Source organism: Tessaracoccus lacteus (genome assembly GCF_029917005.1).
Taxonomy (GTDB): Bacteria; Actinomycetota; Actinomycetes; order Propionibacteriales; family Propionibacteriaceae; genus Arachnia; species Arachnia lactea.
Genome location: NZ_CP123967.1, coordinates 1193595 through 1210683 on the forward strand (window position 1 = coordinate 1193595; position 17089 = coordinate 1210683).

Below are 17089 nucleotides of genomic sequence, written 5' to 3' on the forward strand. Positions count from 1 at the left end.
TGCACGACGACACGTCGCTGTGGGGATCGGACAAGGTGCTGGCCGGCACGCGAGTCTTCCTCCCGCGCCCCGAGGGCGCCCTCGCCGAGGGCATCCGGGCGGCCGGCGCGGAGGTCGTCGCCCACCCCGTCCAGCACCACCGCACGGTGCCGGCCGACGTCGCGCTCGACGGCGCCGACTGGGTCGCTTTCACGTCCGCCGCGACGCTGGACGCGCTCGATCAGCTCGGCGTCCTGGTGCCGGAGGGGCCACGCATCGCGGCGGTCGGAGCCTCCACCGCGGAAGCGCTCGCTGCCCGCGGCATCGACGTCGACCTCGTGCCCGAGGGGCCGTCGACCGCCGCCTCCCTCGTCGAGGCCTTCCCCTCCGGCCACGGCACCGTCGTGATCCCCGGCTCCGCGCTCAGCTCGGCGACGCTCGCTGACGGCCTTGCCGCCAAGGGATGGCGCGTGACCGCGGTGCCCGTCTACACCGTTGAGCCCGTGCGGCAGCTGCCGCAGACCCTGCTCGAGGAGTGGCGCCTCGGACACTTCGACGTCGTCGTCGTCACGGCCGGATCGATCGGTCGGGCGGTGGGCGGTCTGCTCGGCTGGCCCGAGGGGGTCCGCGTCGTGGCCTTCGGCGAACCCACCGCCCGGGCGCTGGCCGAGCAGGGCGTCCGGGTGCACGCCGTCGCACAGACCCAGGACGCCGCCGGCGTCATCGAAGCCATTTCCTCGTTGGGAGAGTCATGATCACCGTCCGTCCGAGAAGGCTGCGCACCACGCCCGCCATGCGGCGTCTCGTGCGCGAGGTCAACCCGCGCCCCTCGCAGCTCGTGCTGCCGATGTTCGTCGGCGAGTCCGGCGCCGACATCTCCTCGATGCCCGGCGTGCGGCGCCACGACCTCGACGGGCTCAGGCGGGCCGCCGTCGACGCTGTCGAGGCCGGCGTCGGCGGGCTGATGCTGTTCGGTGTGCCGGACGAGGCGGACAAGGACGACCGCGGAACTCAGGCGTGGGCCGCTGACGGCATCCTGCAGCGCGGGCTCAGCGCCCTGCGCGAGGCGGTCGGCGACGACACCGTCATCATGGCCGACACCTGCCTGGACGAGTTCACCACGCACGGCCACTGCGGCTTTCTCACGCCCGACGGCCGCGTCGACAACGACCCGACGCTCGCAGCCTACGTCTCGATGGCCATTGCACAGGCCGCCGCCGGCGCGCACGTCGTCGCCCCCTCGGGGATGATGGACGGTCAGGTCGAGGCCATCCGCGCAGGCCTGGACGGCGAGGGCTTCGAGGACGTCGCGATCCTTGCGTACGCGGCCAAGTACGCATCTGCCTTCTATGGCCCCTTCCGGGAGGCCGTCGACTCCACGCTCACGGGCGACCGGAAGACGTACCAGCAGGACCCCGCGAACCGGCGAGAGGGCCTGCGTGAGGCCGAGCTCGACCTCGCGGAGGCCGCCGACATGGTCATGGTCAAGCCGGCCGGCTACTACCTGGACGTCCTGGCCGACGTCGCCGAGATCTCCGACGTGCCGGTGGCCGCCTACCAGGTGTCGGGGGAGTACGCGATGATCGAGGCCGCGGCCGCCAACGGCTGGATCGACCGTCAGCGGGCGATCGACGAGTCCGTGACCGCGATCGTGCGGGCCGGCGCGGACATCGTGCTGACCTACTGGGCCAAGGAACTCGCAGGATGGTGGAAGTGAACCGCGACCAGGAACTCTTCGAGCGCGCCCGCCGCGTGATCCCGGGCGGCGTCGACTCGCCCGTCAGGGCCTTCGGGTCGGTCGGCGGTACCCCGCTGTTCATCTCCCGCGCCGAGGGTGCGTACGTCTTCGACGAGAACGGCGACCGCTACGTCGACCTTGTCTGCTCGTGGGGGCCGGCGCTGCTGGGTCACGCGCACCCCGAGGTCGTCGCGGCCGTCCGCGAGGCCGCCGTGAGGGGCCTGTCCTTCGGCGCCCCGACCTTGGCCGAGGTCGAGCTCGCCGAAGCCGTGCGCGCGAGGGTGCCCGCCGCCGAGCAGGTCCGTTTCGTGTCGACAGGCACCGAGGCCACCATGACCGCGGTCCGGCTGGCCCGCGGCGCCACGGGCCGCGACGCCATCGTCAAGTTCGCCGGCTGCTACCACGGACACTCCGACGCGCTGCTCGCCGCCGCCGGGTCCGGCGTCGCCACGCAGGGCCTGCCCGGCTCCGCCGGCGTCACGCAGGCAGCCGCCCGCGACACCATCGTCGTCGACTACAACGACCTGGACGCGCTGGAGCGGGTCTTCGCCGAGGCGGGCGACCGGATCGCGGCCGTCATCACCGAGGCCGCCCCCTGCAACATGGGCGTCGTCGCGCCCGCGCCGGGCTTCAACGCTGCCCTGCGTGACCTGACCAGCCGCCACGGCGCGCTCCTGATCGTCGACGAGGTCCTCACCGGCTTCCGCGTCCACGGGGGCGGCTGGCTCGGGCTCGAGGGCAACGCGTACGCGCCCGACCTCGTGACGTTCGGCAAGGTCGTCGGCGGCGGCATGCCGCTGGCCGCGCTCGGCGGCCGGGCCGACCTCATGCAGCTGCTCGCCCCCGTCGGGCCCGTCTACCAGGCCGGCACGCTGTCGGGGAACCCGCTGGCCACCGCCGCCGGCCTCGCGACGCTCCGGCTGGCCGACCGCGGCATCTACGGCCACGTCGACGACCGCTCGACCCAGCTGCAACTCGCCGTCGGCGAGGCGCTGACCGCCGCGGGGGTGCCGCACGTCGTGCAGAACGCCGGGAACCTGTTCTCCGTCTTCTTCCGCGACGGGGAGGTCTCCACCTACGACGACGCCAAGGCGCAGGACCAGGCGGCGTTCGCCCGGTTCTTCCACGCCATGCTCGACCAGAAGGTGGCCCTGCCGCCGTCGGCGTTCGAGGCCTGGTTCCTGTCCGCAGCCCACGATGACAAGGCCATGGACCAGATCGTCTCCGCACTTCCGGCAGCGGCACGCGCCGCGGCGGGTTCATGAGAAACTAGGCACACTTTCGTGTGCGATGTACTTCGGCCATAGGCGGCCTGAGGGAAGGAATCATTGTGAAGCTTCGGTTGGGTGTGCGCGGGTCGGCATTGGCGCTGGCACGTAGCGAGTTCGTGGCGGGCAGGCTGCGCGACGCCGGACATGAGGTGGAGGTGGTGCAGGTCACCACGGAGGCGGCCGATGCGAGCCACATGGCCGACGGCTACTCCGTGCTGTCCTTCGCCGGCGAGCTGCGCGACGCGTTGCGCGACGGCAAGTGCGACGTGGTCGTCCACTCCCACAAGGATCTTCCGCTGAGCAACTACCCCGAGGACCTGACGATCGCCGCCGTCCCGAAGCGGGGCGACCACCGCGACGTGCTCGTCTCGCTGTCGGGGCGCCCTCTTGCCGCGCTGCCGCGCAAGTCCCGCGTCGGTGTCTCCGCGCTGCGCCGCATGGCCCAGGTGCGCGCGCTGCGGCCCGACCTGACGTTCGTCGAGGTCGGGGGCACCGCTGAGGAGCGGTTCCGTCGCGTCGAACCGGGCGATCTGGACGCGATCGTCATCTCGGCTATCGCGGCCAAGTCGCTGGGCCACGAGGGCCGCATCGCCGAGTACCTGCCGATCCTTCCCGCGCCGGGCCAGGGCGCGTTGGCGCTCGAATGCCCCAGGGATGCATCCGACGTGATCGAGGCGCTCTCGGTCATCGACGACATCGAGACCCGCATCTGCGTGGAGGCCGAGCGCGCCGTGCTGACGGGCCTACACACGACCTACCTGGCGCCGGTCGGTGCGATCGCGTCGCGGCGAGGAGTGCTGGGCCTGAAGGCCGGCGTGTTCTCCGTGGACGGCACCAAGCGCGTCGTGCTGGAGATCGGCCTCCCGACCTCGCATCTGCACGCTGAGCGCACCGGCCACAACGTGGCGAACGCCCTCCTGCAGCGCCGCGCCGACCGGTTCATCGCTCCAGAGGTCCTCGCCAACGTCGACCTCAACGCGGAGCAGGTCGATCCCGAGTCGATGTTCGTGGAGAGCGCCGCCGACGACGATCGCGTCCGCGTGCTGCTGCCGCGACTTGAGGGCCGCCTCGCGACGTCGCTGCGCAGCAACGGGCTCCGCGTCGACTGCGTCACGCTCCAGGAGGGAAAGCTCATTGCGGCAGACAACCTGATGCGCGGCGCCGACTGGGTCGTCATCCCGTCGGGTCAGACCATGTGGGCACTGCGCGAGCGAGGTTGGGACATTCCCGACGGCGCGAAGGTCGCCGCGATGGGCACCACCACCCAGCAGATCGTCGAGGAGGCCGGGTACACGGTGACGCTGTGCCCCGAGGGCACGGCGAGCTCGCAGCGCCTCGTCGAGATGTTCCCACCCGCGGAGGGCGACCAGCGGGTTGTCATCCCCGGGCCCCGTCAGCTGTCCACCAAGCTGGAGGAGGGGCTGCGTGACAAGGGCTATGCCGTCGAGCGCAACGAGATCTACTCCATGGAGGATGTGGCCGAGATCGAGCCGGAGCTGCGGGCCAAGTGGGACGCTGGCACCTGGGACGCGATCCTGCTGTCGCAGCCGTCGACGGCCGAGGCCTACATCAACGTCCTGGGTAACCGCGACGACGTCCTCGCGCTCGCCTGGGACGATGAGACCGCCTCCGTTCTCGAGGCCGCAGGGGTCCCCGTTTTCGAGACCGCGAAGTCCAAGGACGTCTACGGCGTGGCCGCCCTCGCCCGGGCCCTGAAAGGCCACTTCAACAGGGAATGACAAGGACTTCTGCTGTGTCCCGGCGGTCACGGACCCCCGATTTGGCACCCTCCGCCGGGATGCGCTAGAGTCTTCCAAGTCGCCGGGAGGCGGCAGGAGAGTGATCCAGATCACAGGTCTGGGGGTATGGCGCAGTTGGTAGCGCGCTTCCATGGCATGGAAGAGGCCAGGGGTTCGAATCCCCTTACCTCCACCGAAAGTAGAGAAAATCGAAACCTGCCCCGCCTGATGGCGGGGCAGGTTTGTTTCTGCGGTCTCCTGGGCCGGGGCATCGCTGGTTACGTGGGCAAGGATGCTGGCTGTAGGTTCGGTCGGCACCGGGAGGATGTTCTCGTCGTCGTCGATGATGATGCGGTCGAACAGGGCGCGGTTGAGCATGCGGCGTTCGGCAGGTTCGCACCGGTTGTAGAGGTCGCCGAGGTCGGTGAGTAGGTCGACGATGTCATCGAGGTCTTCTCGGGCGCTGGTGTAGGTAGTGGCCATGGTGTCGAGCCGGCCCGCGATCTTGTCGAGGCTGGCGCTGATACGTTCCTGCTCGCTCTTGAGCAGGTCGAGCGGGATCGCATCGGCATAGTGGGCTTGGACGAGCTTCAGTCGTTCAGCTTCGAGCTTCCTTCTGTGCTTCGAGGAGTGTGCGTTCGTCGTCGCTGGAGGCTTCGAGCTGATCGAACACCCGATGCAGCATCTCCCGAACCCGATCAGCTTCGGTCGCGGTGAGACCGTTGCTGTTGTAGGTCTCTTCGATTCGCTGCTCGATCCGCTCGGCGTGAATCGCGGAGCGGGTGCAGGTGGTGCGTTTGCGGCGTCGTCCGGAGCAGGTGAAGTACTCGTACCGATCCCCGGTCTTGTCGCGGGGGCGTTCGATCATGAGCTTGGCGCCGCAGGAGCAGTACAGCGAGCCTTTGAGGTAGTGGTCGTACTTCTGTGGTCTCTCCCCGCGGGCGTTCTTCGCAGCCAGTTGGGTTTGTACACGCAGCCAGGTCTCGGAGTCGACCAGCGGGACTGCTGCACGAGTTGGTGACAGTTTCGGTTAGGCCGCTTTGGCCTGGGTGTTGTTCATGATGGTCTCGTATTCGATGGGCGTCAATCGGCCCAGGCTGGCCTGTCGGCGCCTGCGGTGGTAGGTCTGTTCGATCCAGGTCACCATGGCGATGCGCAGCTGGTCGAGGGTGTTCCAGGAGCGTGGGTCGAGGACGTTCTTGTGCAGGAGCGAGAAGAAGCTCTCCATGGCCGCGTTGTCTCCACTCGACCCGACCCGGCCCATGGACCCGACCATGCGGTGATGGGTCAGTGCTCGGACCATCTTCCGGCTGCGGAACTGAGAACCCCTGTCGGAGTGAACGATGCAGCCGGCGACGTCGCCGCGCATCGCGACGGCGTTGTTGAGGGCCGCAACAGCCAGCCGGGACTTCATCCTCGAGTCGATCGAGTAGCCGACGATCCTGCCGGAGTAGGCGTCCTTGATCGCGCAGAGGTAGAGCTTTCCTTCCGCGGTCTGATGCTCGGTGATGTCGGTGAGCCACAGCTGGTTCTGTGCCTGGGCGGTGGTGAACACGTGACGGGTCCGGCCGTGTTCGTCGGTGACGGCGCAGAGGTGGAGGTGATCGCGCTGAGCTGGGTGAGGATGTCGATGCAGTAGGTGTCGTCGTCGATCATTCGGTGGATGCCGCGGGCTTGGCCCTCGATACGCCGGAGGCGGGCGAGGTAGCGTTCCTTGTCGTTGATGTAGCCGTGCCTCGGCGTCGTGATGTAGGCGGGCGTGGTGGTCGTCATGATCTGTCCCTCAGGCTTCAGGTGCGGTCGAGGATGCGGTTGGTGCTGGATTCGGGTGTGAGGTCGAGGCGGCGCAGCAGTTGCGCGTTGAGGGCCACCACGACGGTGGAGGCCGACATGAGGATCGCCCCGATGCTCATCGGCAGCACGAATCCGATCGGGGCGAGGATGCCCGCTGCGAGCGGCACAGAGATGAGGTTGTAGCCAGCGGCCCACCACAGGTTCTGCTTCATCTTCCGGTAGCTCGCACGCGACAGTTCGAATACCGACAGCACCGACCTCGGGTCCGACGAGGCGAGGATGACTCCCGCCGAGCCGATCGCCACATCGGTGCCGGCGCCGATGGCGATGCCCACATCGGCCTGTGCGAGGGCCGGGGCGTCGTTCACGCCGTCGCCGACCATCGCGACCTTGCGCCCCTCGTCCTGCAATTCGGAGACCTTGGCAGCTTTGTCCTCGGGACGCACGCCGGCGAACACACGGTCGATGCCGAGATCCTTGGCGACGGTGTCAGCGACCGCCTGGGCGTCTCCAGTGATCATCACGACCTGCGCACCCTGAGAGTGGAGGGCATCGACCGCGTCGCGAGACTCAGACCGGACCTCATCGGCCAGGCGTAGTGCACCGATGACCGTGCCGTCGGCGAGGACATGGAGGATGATCGCCCCTTCCTCTCGCCACTGGTCGGCCACACTCAGCTCGTCTGCGGAGTGCTGTTCGAGCAGATAGGGTCCGCCGACCTCGATGACGGTCCCATCCACGGTGGCCTTCACGCCGACCGCTGGGGAGGAGGTGAAGTCCGAGGCCTTTGGCACGCGCACTTCGCGGGTTCTGGCGGCTCCGGTGATGGCGCGGGCGAGCGGGTGCTCGCTGTCGGCCTCAGCCGCAGCCGCCAGCGCCAGCACCTGGCGCTCGTCGCGACCTTGGACAGGCTCAATCGCGGTGACGGTGGGCTCGCCCTTGGTCAGCGTTCCAGTCTTGTCGAACAGGACTGCGTCCACGGTGCGCATCGACTCCAGCGCGAGGCGATCCTTGATGAGCACCCCGCCGCGAGCGGCGCGTTCAGTGGCGATGGAGACCACCAGCGGGATCGCCAGGCCAAGGGCGTGGGGGCAGGCGATGACGAGCACGGTGATGGTGCGCACCACGGCGGTGTCGGGCATTCCAACCAGCGCCCACACAATCGCGGTGACTACGGCAGCGCCGAGGGCGAACCAGAACAGCCACGCCGCCGCGGTATCGGCGATTCGCTGGGCGCGGGAGGACGATGCCTGTGCATCGGTGACGAGCTTCTGGATACCCGCGAGTGCGGTGTCGTCACCGGTGGCGGTGACCTCGACGCGCAGGCCGGAGTCGGTGGCGACGGTGCCGGCGACGACGTGGTCGCCGCTCTCGCGGCGCACGGTCTTGGACTCGCCGGTCACCATCGACTCATCCATGCTCGCGCTACCGTCGACGATCTTCCCGTCGGCGGGCACCGAGGAGCCGGGTCGGACGATGACCACGTCGCCGACGACGAGGTCAGCGGGCGCGACCTTGACGACGTCGTCGCCGTCGACCTTCTCGGCCTCGTCGGGCAGCAGCGCGGCCAGGGAATCCAACGCGGAGGTGGTCTGGGCCAGGGAACGCATCTCGATCCAATGACCCAGCAGCATAATCACCACCAGCAGGGCCAGTTCCCACCAGAAGTTCAACTCGTGATCGAGCAGGCGCAGGCTTGCGCCCCAGGATGCGAGGAACGCCACTGTGATCGCCAGCCCGATCAGCAGCATCATCCCCGGCTTGCGGGAGCGGATCTCGCTTAGCCCGCCGGCGAGGAACGGCCAACCGCCCCAGAAATACATGATGGTGCCCAGGACAGGTGAGACCCACCACACCCACTCGGCCTCAGGTAGTCCGTAGCCGATGAGGTTGGCGAACATGTCGTTGAAGCCGACCACGGGCACCGCGAAGACGAGCATGATCCAGAAGAGGCGACGGAACTGCCCGACATGGTCGCCGTGACCAGCATGTCCCGCGTGGCCGGCATGGCCCTCATGTCCGGCGTGGGCATCGTGAGGGTCGTGACCGGTCGCGTGGTCGTGACCCTCGTGACGATCGTGCACGGCGTGGTCATCGTGGTGGTGGGCACCGTTCTCATTGCTCATACCGGTCTCGTTTCTGCTGATGTGGGGAATGCTGCACGAGTTGGTGACAGTTTCGGTTAGGCCGCTTTGGCCTAGGTGTTGTTCATGATGGTCTCGTATTCGATGGGCGTCAATCGGCCCAGGCGGGCCTGTCGGCGCCTGCGGTGGTAGGTCTGTTCGATCCAGGTCACCATGGCGATGCGCAGCTGGTCGAGGGTGTTCCAGGAGCGTGGGTCGAGGACGTTCTTGTGCAGGAGCGAGAAGAAGCTCTCCATGGCCGCGTTGTCTCCACTCGACCCGACCCGGCCCATGGACCCGACCATGCGGTGATGGGTCAGTGCTCGGACCATCTTCCGGCTGCGGAACTGAGAACCCCTGTCGGAGTGGACGATGCAGCCGGCGACGTCGCCGCGCATCGCGACGGCGTTGTTGAGGGCCGCAACAGCCAGCCCGTCTGAGGGCCTCGTTCTCCTGCTCGAGGAGCCGGTTCCGGCGACGCAGCTCCCGCAGTTCCGCGGACTCGCTCACCGTTGTTCCCGGACGGTTGCCGTCCTCGACATCGGCCTGACGCAACCAGTTCTGCAGACAGGTCTCGCTGATCCCGAAGTCCGTAGCGACTTGCCGGATCGTGACGCCGTCGTCGCGTTGACGGGCCACTCGCACGACATCGTCGCGGAACTCACGGGGATAGGGCTTGGGCATGATGACAGCCTCTCAACTGGCACCACGTGGCACCACAAGTCAGTTGTCACCTATCCATGCAGCAGTCCCGAGCTAGATGCTGTAGCGCCCGCGTCGAGTGACAGGTCTGAGTCTGCACCCTCGCTGCTCAATGTCGCGAGAGCAGGAAAGTGGCTGAAGGTCGACGCAAAGCCCGTCTACCGATAGACGCAGCCTTCACCGGTGGCGTTGCGGTGACCTCGTGTCGGCAGACCTCAGGAGTACGGGGTCATTGCTCACGACCCTGCGGGTCACGCAGAGTCACTCCTGACGCGATCAAGTGGTTCCGAATCGTGCCAGCTGAGAATCCCAGACGCCCACCAACGCGTTCGAGCGATTCCCCGTCCTGGTAGCGCCGAGCCATCTCTCGAACCTCGGCCGGAGAAGGAGCAGCCCGGCGGATGCGGACGCCCCGCTCCCGGAGTAGAGAAGCCAGCCGGTGACGGCTCGGGCCGACATCGTTCGCAATCGCGCGGAGGGTCTCGCCAGCGTGGTACCGCACTTCCACACAGTCGAGCGTCTCGTCACTGATGCTGTGGTGCGGGCCGACTGGTGCCAGCTCACGCTGGGTTGGCCGGGCCGTGCGAGCGCGGATCGTTCGGTGCAGTGATTCGATGCGGAAAAGCGGCGGGGCAAGCTTCGACAACCCTTCCGCTAGGTCCACCGAAAGCAGAAGGCCCGCCGGAGACGGTGGGCCTTGTGTATTTCCCCGACGGTGGCCTCGCGCTTCCGGCCTGCGACGCGAGCGCTCGATCCTGAGCTTCCGGTCACCCGGCGTTGACTCAAGGGTGTCAGGATCGCCACATGGGTCAGTCACACCTCGCGAGACAACTCGGTCCCGGTGACGCCGTCGTGATCGGGAAGACCGCCTCGTGTGCGGCGATGGCTATGACATTCGCCGCCCACGCCCTGCCCGAAGCCTCGTCGTGGTGACACCGTCTCCTCGCCGCCGCTGCCGTTGTCACCCTGACGTCGGCCAACCTGCGGGGCATCCACAGGACGGCGTTGGTCGCGCGGGTGCTGCTCGGAGCCACGCTCCTGACATTGGGCGTGGTGATCATCGTCTGCACGGCGGGCGAGGCAGGGAACCCCGATACGTGGCGCTCGGGCGATCAGCGGGGCCTTCCCGGGGTTCTCCAGTCCGCGGGCCTGTTCTTCTTTGCATTCGCCGGGCCCGTTCCGATGGCGACGCTCGCTGAGGAGGTCCGCAGCCCTCATGGGGCGTGTGGCCCACCAACGAGCCGGGGGCACGGCAACGCAGTGAGCCGCTCAGGGCAGGCGTTGTAGCCGGGGGCCGGTGGGTGGGTGCCCCTGTGCCAACAGCTAGGCTGAGGGCGTGACAGCGGATTCCTCGATGGCGGTGGGCGTGGCCCGTCTGCTCAGGTGTCTGCTTCTTGGCGGGGCCGTCATCCTCGGACTACTCACCATGCATGGTCTGAACGCGCCTGAGGCGACGGCACCGCCCAACGGACAGACGGTCCTCGGCTCGGGGTCGCCTGCGGGACCCATCACCGATGCCGAGACACACGCCGCCGTCCACTTCGACGGCGGGTCCGCCGGGGCGATCGACTGCGGGTCCGGAGCTGGCCTGACCACCGCCATGGCCTGCCTCCTCGCGCTGTTCCTATTGCTCGGCACCCTTGGGCCGCCGCGTGAACTGCGCGAGTCGGTGGCGACGCGCTGGCGCCGGCTTCTGCGCGTGTCACGGCCGGAGCCGGTCCGGGCGGCGGCCCCTCGCCTGGAAGTCCTCTGCATCAGTCGAACCTGACGGGTGATCCATGCCGAGCGCTCGCGCATCCGGCCCCGTCATTCACGCGCCTCCGCGGTCTGCCGCTTGGCGCGCCAGGTGCACCCATGCTTATGAAGGACAATTCCATGACATCTTCCATCACACCCCGCAGGCGCACTTTCATCGTTTCGGCTGCCCTCACCCTGCTCGTGACCGGTCTCGCAGTGAGCGGTTGCGCGGAGTCGGCGCCGGATGCGTCAAGCCAGCAGGCAGGCGACGGGCTCCTCGCCGACCATGACCTCGAGGGCCTCGACGCTGCGGCGATCATCGAGCGACTCGACACCATGCCCGTCGCGCAGCGCCCGACCGATCTGATGGCCTCGATCCGGCCGGACTCGTTGCTGCTCTCCGATGACGAGGGTCGCGAGGCGGAGCTTCCCATGCCACGAGACGTCGTGTACGTCTCGGTCGCGCCCTACCTCAATGAGACCCACGAGTGCTACTACCACAGCCTGACGACCTGCACGGGTGAGCTCGCCAGCGCTGACATCTCGGTCACGCTCACCGACGACTCGGGAGATGTCCTAGTGGACGACGTGCTCACGACCTACGACAACGGTTTCGTCGGGCTCTGGGTTCCGCGTGACCTGGAGGCGACGCTGACCGCAAGCTACGCGGGGCGCAGCGCCACCACGAGTGTCTCCACGCGCAGCGACGACGACGCGACCTGCATCACCACGCTGCACCTGATCTGAGCAGATCCCAGTGGTAGCTGGGGTATCCCGTATCCCATGCGGATGTGCGGCGTCGGGCACCCGACGCCGCACATGCATGCTCAGGCGACGCGGTTGATGGGGCTGCCTGCGGCGAACGCGCGGATGTTGTCGCCGACCATCGAGACGAGGCGCTGCCTCGTCTCCAATCCGCGCCACCCCATGTGCGGTGTGATGATGACGGTGTCCATGGAGTACAGCGGGCTGGAGTCGTCGAGCGGCTCGTTCTCCTGGACATCCAGGCCGGCGCCGGCGACGACGCCGTCGCGGATGGCCTCGATGAGCGCCTGCTCGTCGATCAGGGGTCCCCGGGCGGTGTTGATGACGTAGGCGGAGGGCTTCATCAGCGCGAGGGTGTGCGCGTTCACGAGATGCCTCGTCTGCTCGTTCAGAGGGCAGTTGAGCGAGAGGAAGTCACTGCGCCGGAACAGCTCCTCCTGGGTGGTGAAGTGCACGCCGTCGGTGTCCTCACGTGGGGTGCGGGTGGCGACGATCACCTGCATGCCGAGAGCCTGGGCGACGGCGATCATCTGCCTGGCGATGTTGCCGTAGCCGATGACCCCCAGCGTCTTGCCGTTGATCTCGACGTGGTCGACCATCAGATGCCGGTGGAAGTTGTCGTGGTTGCCGTCGGCCAGCATCCGGATCTGCTTCTGCAGCGAGCTTGCCAGGCTGAGGATCAGGAGGATCGCGGTGTGCGCGACGCGCTCGCTGCTGTAGGCGGGGATGTTGCAGACAGCGATGCCCTTCTCCCGCGCGGCCTCGAGGTCGAGGTTGTTGTATCCGGTGCCCGCCTCGCAGATCATCTTCACGCTGTCCGGGAACTGCCGGATGACCTCCCCGCTGACCCGCATCTCCTTGGTGACGACGACGTCGAAGCCCGCCACCCGCTCCAGGATCAGCTCCTCGGGTGTCTCGTCGTAGATGACGACCTCGTCGGCGATCCGGTCGTATCCGGCCAGGCCGTCGTAGTTCACGAGTGCGGCGTTCAGCACCACGGTCCGGTAGGTCAAGATCTCGTCTCCTTTGAGGGCGGTGGGGCTGCTCGCCTCTGAGGCCCCGCAGCGACTCTACCGCCAGTTGCCCGCCGGTTCTCTGAGCCCGTCGAAGGGCGCGAGCGCAGCGAGGCGAGCACGGCGAGGTAGCCACGCAGGTACCCGCGCAGTCGGGACAGGTGTGGGTTCCGCACGATGCCAGAGCCCGGCGTCCCCGAGGGGACATCGAGCTCCGGACCGGTCGGGCCGTGGCTCAGAAGGTGAGCCGGATCGCTGCCCAGGAGACCGGAGGCAGCTGCGCCGAGACCATCGCGCCGACGGCGACCTCCAGCGCCTCCGGAGCGACGCGTTGCGGATCCGTCAGCGTGTTGGCGGCCGTCAGATCCTCGTCGGCGATCACGTGGGCCTCGGCGAGGGTCAGCACGCGGCCACCGGCGAGCTGGCTCAGGTCGACGCCGAGGTCGAAGGCGTCGGTCAGAGACCGGTTCACCACGAACAGGGAGATGCCCTTCTCGTCGAGCGTGGCGACGGCGTTGACGGTCGGGACATCCGCGTTGGCCTTGCGGGAGAAGACAGTGGGGCACTCGACGTCGACGGGAATCGACTCGCCGGCGGTGAGCCGCGAGGTGATCGAGAACGGGAAGAACGTCGTCTGGCGCCAGGTCGGGCCACCGGGCTCCGTCATGATCGGGGCGATCACGTTGACGAGCTGGGCCAGCGACGCCGAGCGGACCCGGTCGGAGTGGCGAAGCAGGGTGATGAGGAGGTCGCCGACGACGACGGCGTCCTTGACGTTGTAGGAGTCCTCGAGGAGTCGGGGAGCCGTGGGCCACACGTCGACGGGGATCTTGCCCTCGATCTTCTGCCACTCGGTCAGGTACCAGACGTTCCACTCGTCGAACGAGATCATGATCTGCTTGTCGGAGTTGTGCTTCGCCGCGGCGGCGTCACACACGGCGACGACCTGCTTGATGAAGAGGTCCATGTCGGCGGCCGAGGTCAGGAACTCCTGCGTGTCGCCGTCGATCTCCTCGTAGTAGGCGTGGCAGGAGATGAAGTCGAGGTCGTCGAAAGCGTGCTCGAGGACGGTCTCCTCCCACTTCCCGAAGGTCGGCATGGCACGCGACGACGAGCCGCAGGCGACGAACTCCAGGGAGTTGTCGAGCATCTTCATGGCCTTGGCGGTCTGCGAGGCGATCTTGGCGTAGTCCTCCGCGGAGCGGTGTCCGACCTGCCAGGGGCCGTCCATCTCGTTGCCCAGACACCACATCTTGATCCCGAAGGGATCGGGGTGTCCGTTGGCGGCGCGCTGCCGGGTGCGGGTGGTCGGGTTCGGGACGTTGCAGTACTCCAGCAGCGCGAGGGCCTCCGCGACGCCGCGGGTGCCGAGGTTGACGGCCATCATCATGTCCGAGCCGACCGCGTCGCACCAGTCGGCGAACTCATGTAGGCCCACCTGGTTGGTCTCGGTGGTGTGCCAGGCGAGGTCGAGTCGCTCGGGACGCTGATCGCGTGGCCCGACGCCGTCCTCCCAGTTGTAGCCGGAGACGAAGTTGCCTCCGGGGTAGCGGATGGTGCTGACGCCGAGCTCCTTCACGAGCTCGATCACGTCAGTGCGGAAGCCGTTCTCATCCGCGGAGGGGTGGCCGGGTTCGAAGATCCCGTCGTAGATGTGGCGGCCAAGGTGCTCGACGAAGGCGCCGAAGATGCGCCGGTCGATCTGGCCGAGGGAGCGTTGGGGGTCCACCGTTGCCGAAGCGTTCACAGTTCGTCCTTGTCTGTGGTCGGTTGGCTTCTCGTGAAGTGAGTCTATCTGGAATGTGACCGTTCAGATTCCTGGGGCGACGACACGGCGATGTGCGAGGAGGAAGCGCTACATGCTCTAGCTGACCTGGGGCGAGGGTGACTCGCCGCTGTACCTCACCGACGATGCCGGCCCGGTGCGCCTTGCGCTCACCCAGCGGCGATTCACGCCCGACTCGGGGCCTCTCCACACGATCGCGCTGGTGGAGGTGCTGGCCGTCGGATACGGCCGCTCGCCGAACAGCATGCGCGCCAGTGGGACGGTCATCGGCGACAGGCTCCGGTACGTCGGCCACGAGACGGCCAGCGTCGGCGGGGTCCGAACGCTGCTGGTGCGACAGGTCGATGCGCGTTCGGGGCTGTCGGCGATCACGTCGGTGACGCACACCGTCGGGCAGCGGGCGTACCGGTTCGCCACGACGCTCACCAACGGTGGCGAGGGGCGGCTGCAGATCCAGCAGGTCACCTCCGCGGCGGTCACGGGCTGACCGGGTTCCTCGGGGAGCGGTCCGAGCTCGACCTCTGGAGTGCGAGCGACGAATGGTGCGGTGAGAGCCGCTGAATCGCGACCGGCCTCGGAGGAGCGGCCGGCCTGGCTGACATCGACGCCCGCGCGCATGAGCACTTCACGCGCGGCGCCATCTCGTCGGTAGGCCGCTCGACCTGGTCGTGCGACGGGCGACGGGTCCCTGCCAGTCGCGGTACTCGAGAACCGTACGTCGGGTCGTGCCCTGGCCTGACAGACCGAGAATAACGGACCCTGGCGGTCGGAGCTGGAGACGCTCTTCGAGGACGGCGACGGGTCGGCCTGGCGCTGCTCGGACCCACCGACCTCGACCACTCGTGGCTCATCGGCCTCCGGCCGGGGGAGAGCTTTACGACGGTGCCGGCGTCGGTCGCGCTGTCCGACGGAGGTCTCTCGGGCGCGATCAGCGAGCTGACGCGACACCGGCGGTCGTCGCATCTCGGTGCGGAGGCCGACGCGACCAGGCCGCTGGTCTTCAACGACCACATGAACGCGCTCATGGGTGACCCGACCACCGAGAAGCTGATTCCGTTGATGGATGCAGGCGCCGAGGTGGGCGCCGGGTACTTCTGCATGGACGCAGGCTGGTACGACGACGACGGCGACCGGTGGCCGAGTGTCGGCGCCTGGGAACCGTCCACCGTGCGGTTCGGGGAGCACGGCCTCGCCGGCGTGCTCGACCGCATCCGTGCGAAGGGCATGAGCCCTGGCCTCTGGGCGGAGCCTGAGGTGGTCGGCGTGCGGTCGCCCGTCGCCCACCAGCTTCCCGAAGAGGCCTTCATGCACAGGCGCGGCGCGCGCATCGTCGAACACGACCGCTACTTCCTCGACTTCCGCAGCCAGGCGGCGCGCGACCATCTCGACGGCGTGTTCGAACGTCTCATCGGCACGTACGGTGCGACGTACTTCAAGTGGGACTACAACGTCACGCCGGGGGCGGGGCCGGACACCGAGGCACCATCCCCGGGCACAGGGCTGGTCGACCACACCCGCGCCCTGCTGGCCTGGGTGGAGGCGCTGCGCGCCGACACCCGGAGATCATCCTCGAGGCATGCTCGTCGGGCGCCCAGTGCATGGACCCCGCAACCCTGGCGCGTTTCGACCTGCAGTCCACCCGCGACCGACCCCGAAAATCGGTCAGTGGTCGATTCTCCCCGGTCAGGCCACGAGAACCGAACACCGCCTCGCGAGGACAGGTGGGACGGATGCTGGAACGGGGTGGCATCGTTGGACCATGAACGAGACCCGCTACACCTATACCGCCACCGACGGCAGCACATTCTCCGGCGCCGCTGCAGAACTCGGGGGACAGCTCGCCGACTGGCACGGCGTAACCGACGACAACCCGGGGCCCTGGCTGATCCTGGGGGAGGACGGCGACACCGCTCCGCGAGAGTGCACCCGGGACGAGCTTGTCGAGTGGATCAGTGAGGTCGAGGAGCGGCCTGAGGACCAGGTACACGAGGCGCTGGTCGAAGACTGAGCTCCGGGAGGGTGCCACGCCGGTGTCCAGCGGCCTGACAAGGCTTGTAGCCGCCACGCCTGTGCCGCGTCGGCCTGACCTACCCCCCGATTTGTCTTCGAGCCCGGGCCGGGGTAGTGTTCTCCGAGTTGCCACGGCAGCAGCAAGACAACCGAAACAGGGCGAGAAGGCCCCGGATTTGACCGGGAAGAGCAAGCCAAGTAAGGTTGATCGAGCTGCCGGAAGGCGGCGAACAACTCGATACGATCTGGTTCGAAGTGCTGTTTTGACAGTGTGGAGATTTGGGGAGTAGGGTTGGTGGAGTTGCCCCGCGGCTGGTCTGGACAGGTTTTTTTGTCTGGGTTGGTGTGGTGTGTACCCGAAACTTGAGAACTCAACAGCGTGCTTTAAGTCAATGCCAATTTTTTGATGCATCAAGCAATGTGGCCTCTTTG

Annotated in this window: 12 protein-coding genes, 1 tRNA gene and 5 pseudogenes; 10 read left to right on the forward strand and 8 right to left on the reverse strand. The window is 67.7% G+C overall.

Translation table 11 applies throughout. The annotated features are described in order from the left end of the window. Nucleotides 1-35 precede the first annotated feature (35 nt). The 5 genes from QH948_RS14180 to QH948_RS05400 all read left to right on the forward strand — a co-directional run bounded on the left by QH948_RS14180 (nt 36) and on the right by QH948_RS05400 (nt 4920). A complete protein-coding gene (locus tag QH948_RS14180) occupies nt 36-734 on the forward strand; it encodes a uroporphyrinogen-III synthase (protein WP_281146144.1) in 699 nt (232 codons plus the stop codon). After that, nucleotides 731-1696: a porphobilinogen synthase gene (gene hemB, locus QH948_RS05385; RefSeq protein ID WP_281145835.1), complete on the forward strand. Its 966-nt coding sequence runs from the start codon at nt 731-733 to the stop codon at nt 1694-1696. The genes QH948_RS14180 and hemB overlap by 4 nt, the downstream gene beginning before the upstream one ends. Continuing rightward, nucleotides 1693-2982 carry a glutamate-1-semialdehyde 2,1-aminomutase gene (hemL, locus tag QH948_RS05390; protein WP_281145836.1) on the forward strand — a complete coding sequence of 430 codons (1290 nt, stop codon included), beginning with the start codon at nt 1693-1695 and terminating at the stop codon, nt 2980-2982. The genes hemB and hemL overlap by 4 nt, the downstream gene beginning before the upstream one ends. 65 nt (nt 2983-3047) lie before the next feature. After that, on the forward strand, nt 3048-4727 hold the full coding sequence (gene hemC / locus QH948_RS05395; protein ID WP_281145837.1) for a hydroxymethylbilane synthase: 1680 nt from the start codon (nt 3048-3050) through the stop codon (nt 4725-4727). A 120-nt stretch (nt 4728-4847) separates the two neighbouring features. Then, a tRNA-Ala gene (locus QH948_RS05400) sits at nt 4848-4920 on the forward strand. A 405-nt stretch (nt 4921-5325) separates the two neighbouring features. On the opposite strand, the gene QH948_RS05405 is transcribed toward QH948_RS05400, so the two are convergent. The 6 genes and pseudogenes from QH948_RS05405 to QH948_RS14190 form a co-directional block, all read right to left on the reverse strand. Continuing rightward, nucleotides 5326-5595, reverse strand: a complete 270-nt coding sequence (locus QH948_RS05405) for a recombinase zinc beta ribbon domain-containing protein (protein WP_281145838.1) — start codon at nt 5593-5595, stop codon at nt 5326-5328. 162 nt (nt 5596-5757) lie between these two features. Beyond that, nucleotides 5758-6273 (reverse strand): annotated as a pseudogene (locus QH948_RS05410) (IS3 family transposase); the annotation flags it as partial. 50 nt (nt 6274-6323) lie between these two features. Continuing rightward, nucleotides 6324-6500 (reverse strand): annotated as a pseudogene (locus tag QH948_RS05415) (metal-sensitive transcriptional regulator); the annotation flags it as partial. A gap of 17 nt (nt 6501-6517) precedes the next feature. Beyond that, nucleotides 6518-8647: a heavy metal translocating P-type ATPase gene (locus tag QH948_RS05420; RefSeq protein ID WP_281145839.1), complete on the reverse strand. Its 2130-nt coding sequence runs from the start codon at nt 8645-8647 to the stop codon at nt 6518-6520. A 71-nt stretch (nt 8648-8718) separates the two neighbouring features. Next, nucleotides 8719-9081: pseudogene (locus tag QH948_RS14185) on the reverse strand (integrase core domain-containing protein); the annotation flags it as partial. 82 nt (nt 9082-9163) lie between these two features. Beyond that, a pseudogene (locus QH948_RS14190) lies at nt 9164-9328 on the reverse strand (transposase); the annotation flags it as partial. A 1354-nt stretch (nt 9329-10682) separates the two neighbouring features. Between QH948_RS14190 and QH948_RS05430 the strand changes: the two are divergent. Next, complete coding sequence (locus QH948_RS05430; RefSeq protein ID WP_281145840.1) at nt 10683-11114, forward strand: DUF6153 family protein; 432 nt, start codon at nt 10683-10685, stop codon at nt 11112-11114. Between the two features lie 107 nt (nt 11115-11221). Then, on the forward strand, nt 11222-11830 hold the full coding sequence (locus QH948_RS05435; RefSeq protein ID WP_281145841.1) for a CueP family metal-binding protein: 609 nt from the start codon (nt 11222-11224) through the stop codon (nt 11828-11830). Between the two features lie 80 nt (nt 11831-11910). On the opposite strand, the gene QH948_RS05440 is transcribed toward QH948_RS05435, so the two are convergent. Both QH948_RS05440 and arfA read right to left on the reverse strand, forming a co-directional pair. Beyond that, nucleotides 11911-12861, reverse strand: coding sequence for a 2-hydroxyacid dehydrogenase (locus QH948_RS05440; protein WP_281145842.1), 951 nt, complete (start codon nt 12859-12861; stop codon nt 11911-11913). Nucleotides 12862-13096: 235 nt separating this feature from the next. Continuing rightward, the gene (gene arfA, locus QH948_RS05445; protein ID WP_281145843.1) at nt 13097-14608 is read right to left on the reverse strand and encodes an arabinosylfuranosidase ArfA; all 1512 of its coding nucleotides are present in this window, start codon (nt 14606-14608) and stop codon (nt 13097-13099) included. Nucleotides 14609-14783: 175 nt separating this feature from the next. Between arfA and QH948_RS05450 the strand changes: the two genes are divergently transcribed. The 3 genes and pseudogenes from QH948_RS05450 to QH948_RS05455 all read left to right on the forward strand — a co-directional run bounded on the left by QH948_RS05450 (nt 14784) and on the right by QH948_RS05455 (nt 16655). Further along, a complete protein-coding gene (locus QH948_RS05450) occupies nt 14784-15134 on the forward strand; it encodes a hypothetical protein (protein ID WP_281145844.1) in 351 nt (116 codons plus the stop codon). A 395-nt stretch (nt 15135-15529) separates the two neighbouring features. Then, a pseudogene (locus tag QH948_RS14140) lies at nt 15530-16039 on the forward strand (alpha-galactosidase); the annotation flags it as partial. 367 nt (nt 16040-16406) lie between these two features. Further along, nucleotides 16407-16655, forward strand: coding sequence for a hypothetical protein (locus tag QH948_RS05455; RefSeq protein WP_281145845.1), 249 nt, complete (start codon nt 16407-16409; stop codon nt 16653-16655). Nucleotides 16656-17089 lie beyond the last annotated feature (434 nt).

Coding starts and splice junctions, on each gene's coding strand:
- hemB (WP_281145835.1), top strand. CDS start 731: ATGATCACCGTCCGTCCGAGAAGGCTGCGCACCACGCCCGCCATGCGG.
- QH948_RS05405 (WP_281145838.1), bottom strand. CDS start 5,595: ATGATCGAACGCCCCCGCGACAAGACCGGGGATCGGTACGAGTACTTC.
- QH948_RS05420 (WP_281145839.1), bottom strand. CDS start 8,647: ATGAGCAATGAGAACGGTGCCCACCACCACGATGACCACGCCGTGCAC.
- QH948_RS05435 (WP_281145841.1), top strand. CDS start 11,222: ATGACATCTTCCATCACACCCCGCAGGCGCACTTTCATCGTTTCGGCT.
- QH948_RS05455 (WP_281145845.1), top strand. CDS start 16,407: ATGAACGAGACCCGCTACACCTATACCGCCACCGACGGCAGCACATTC.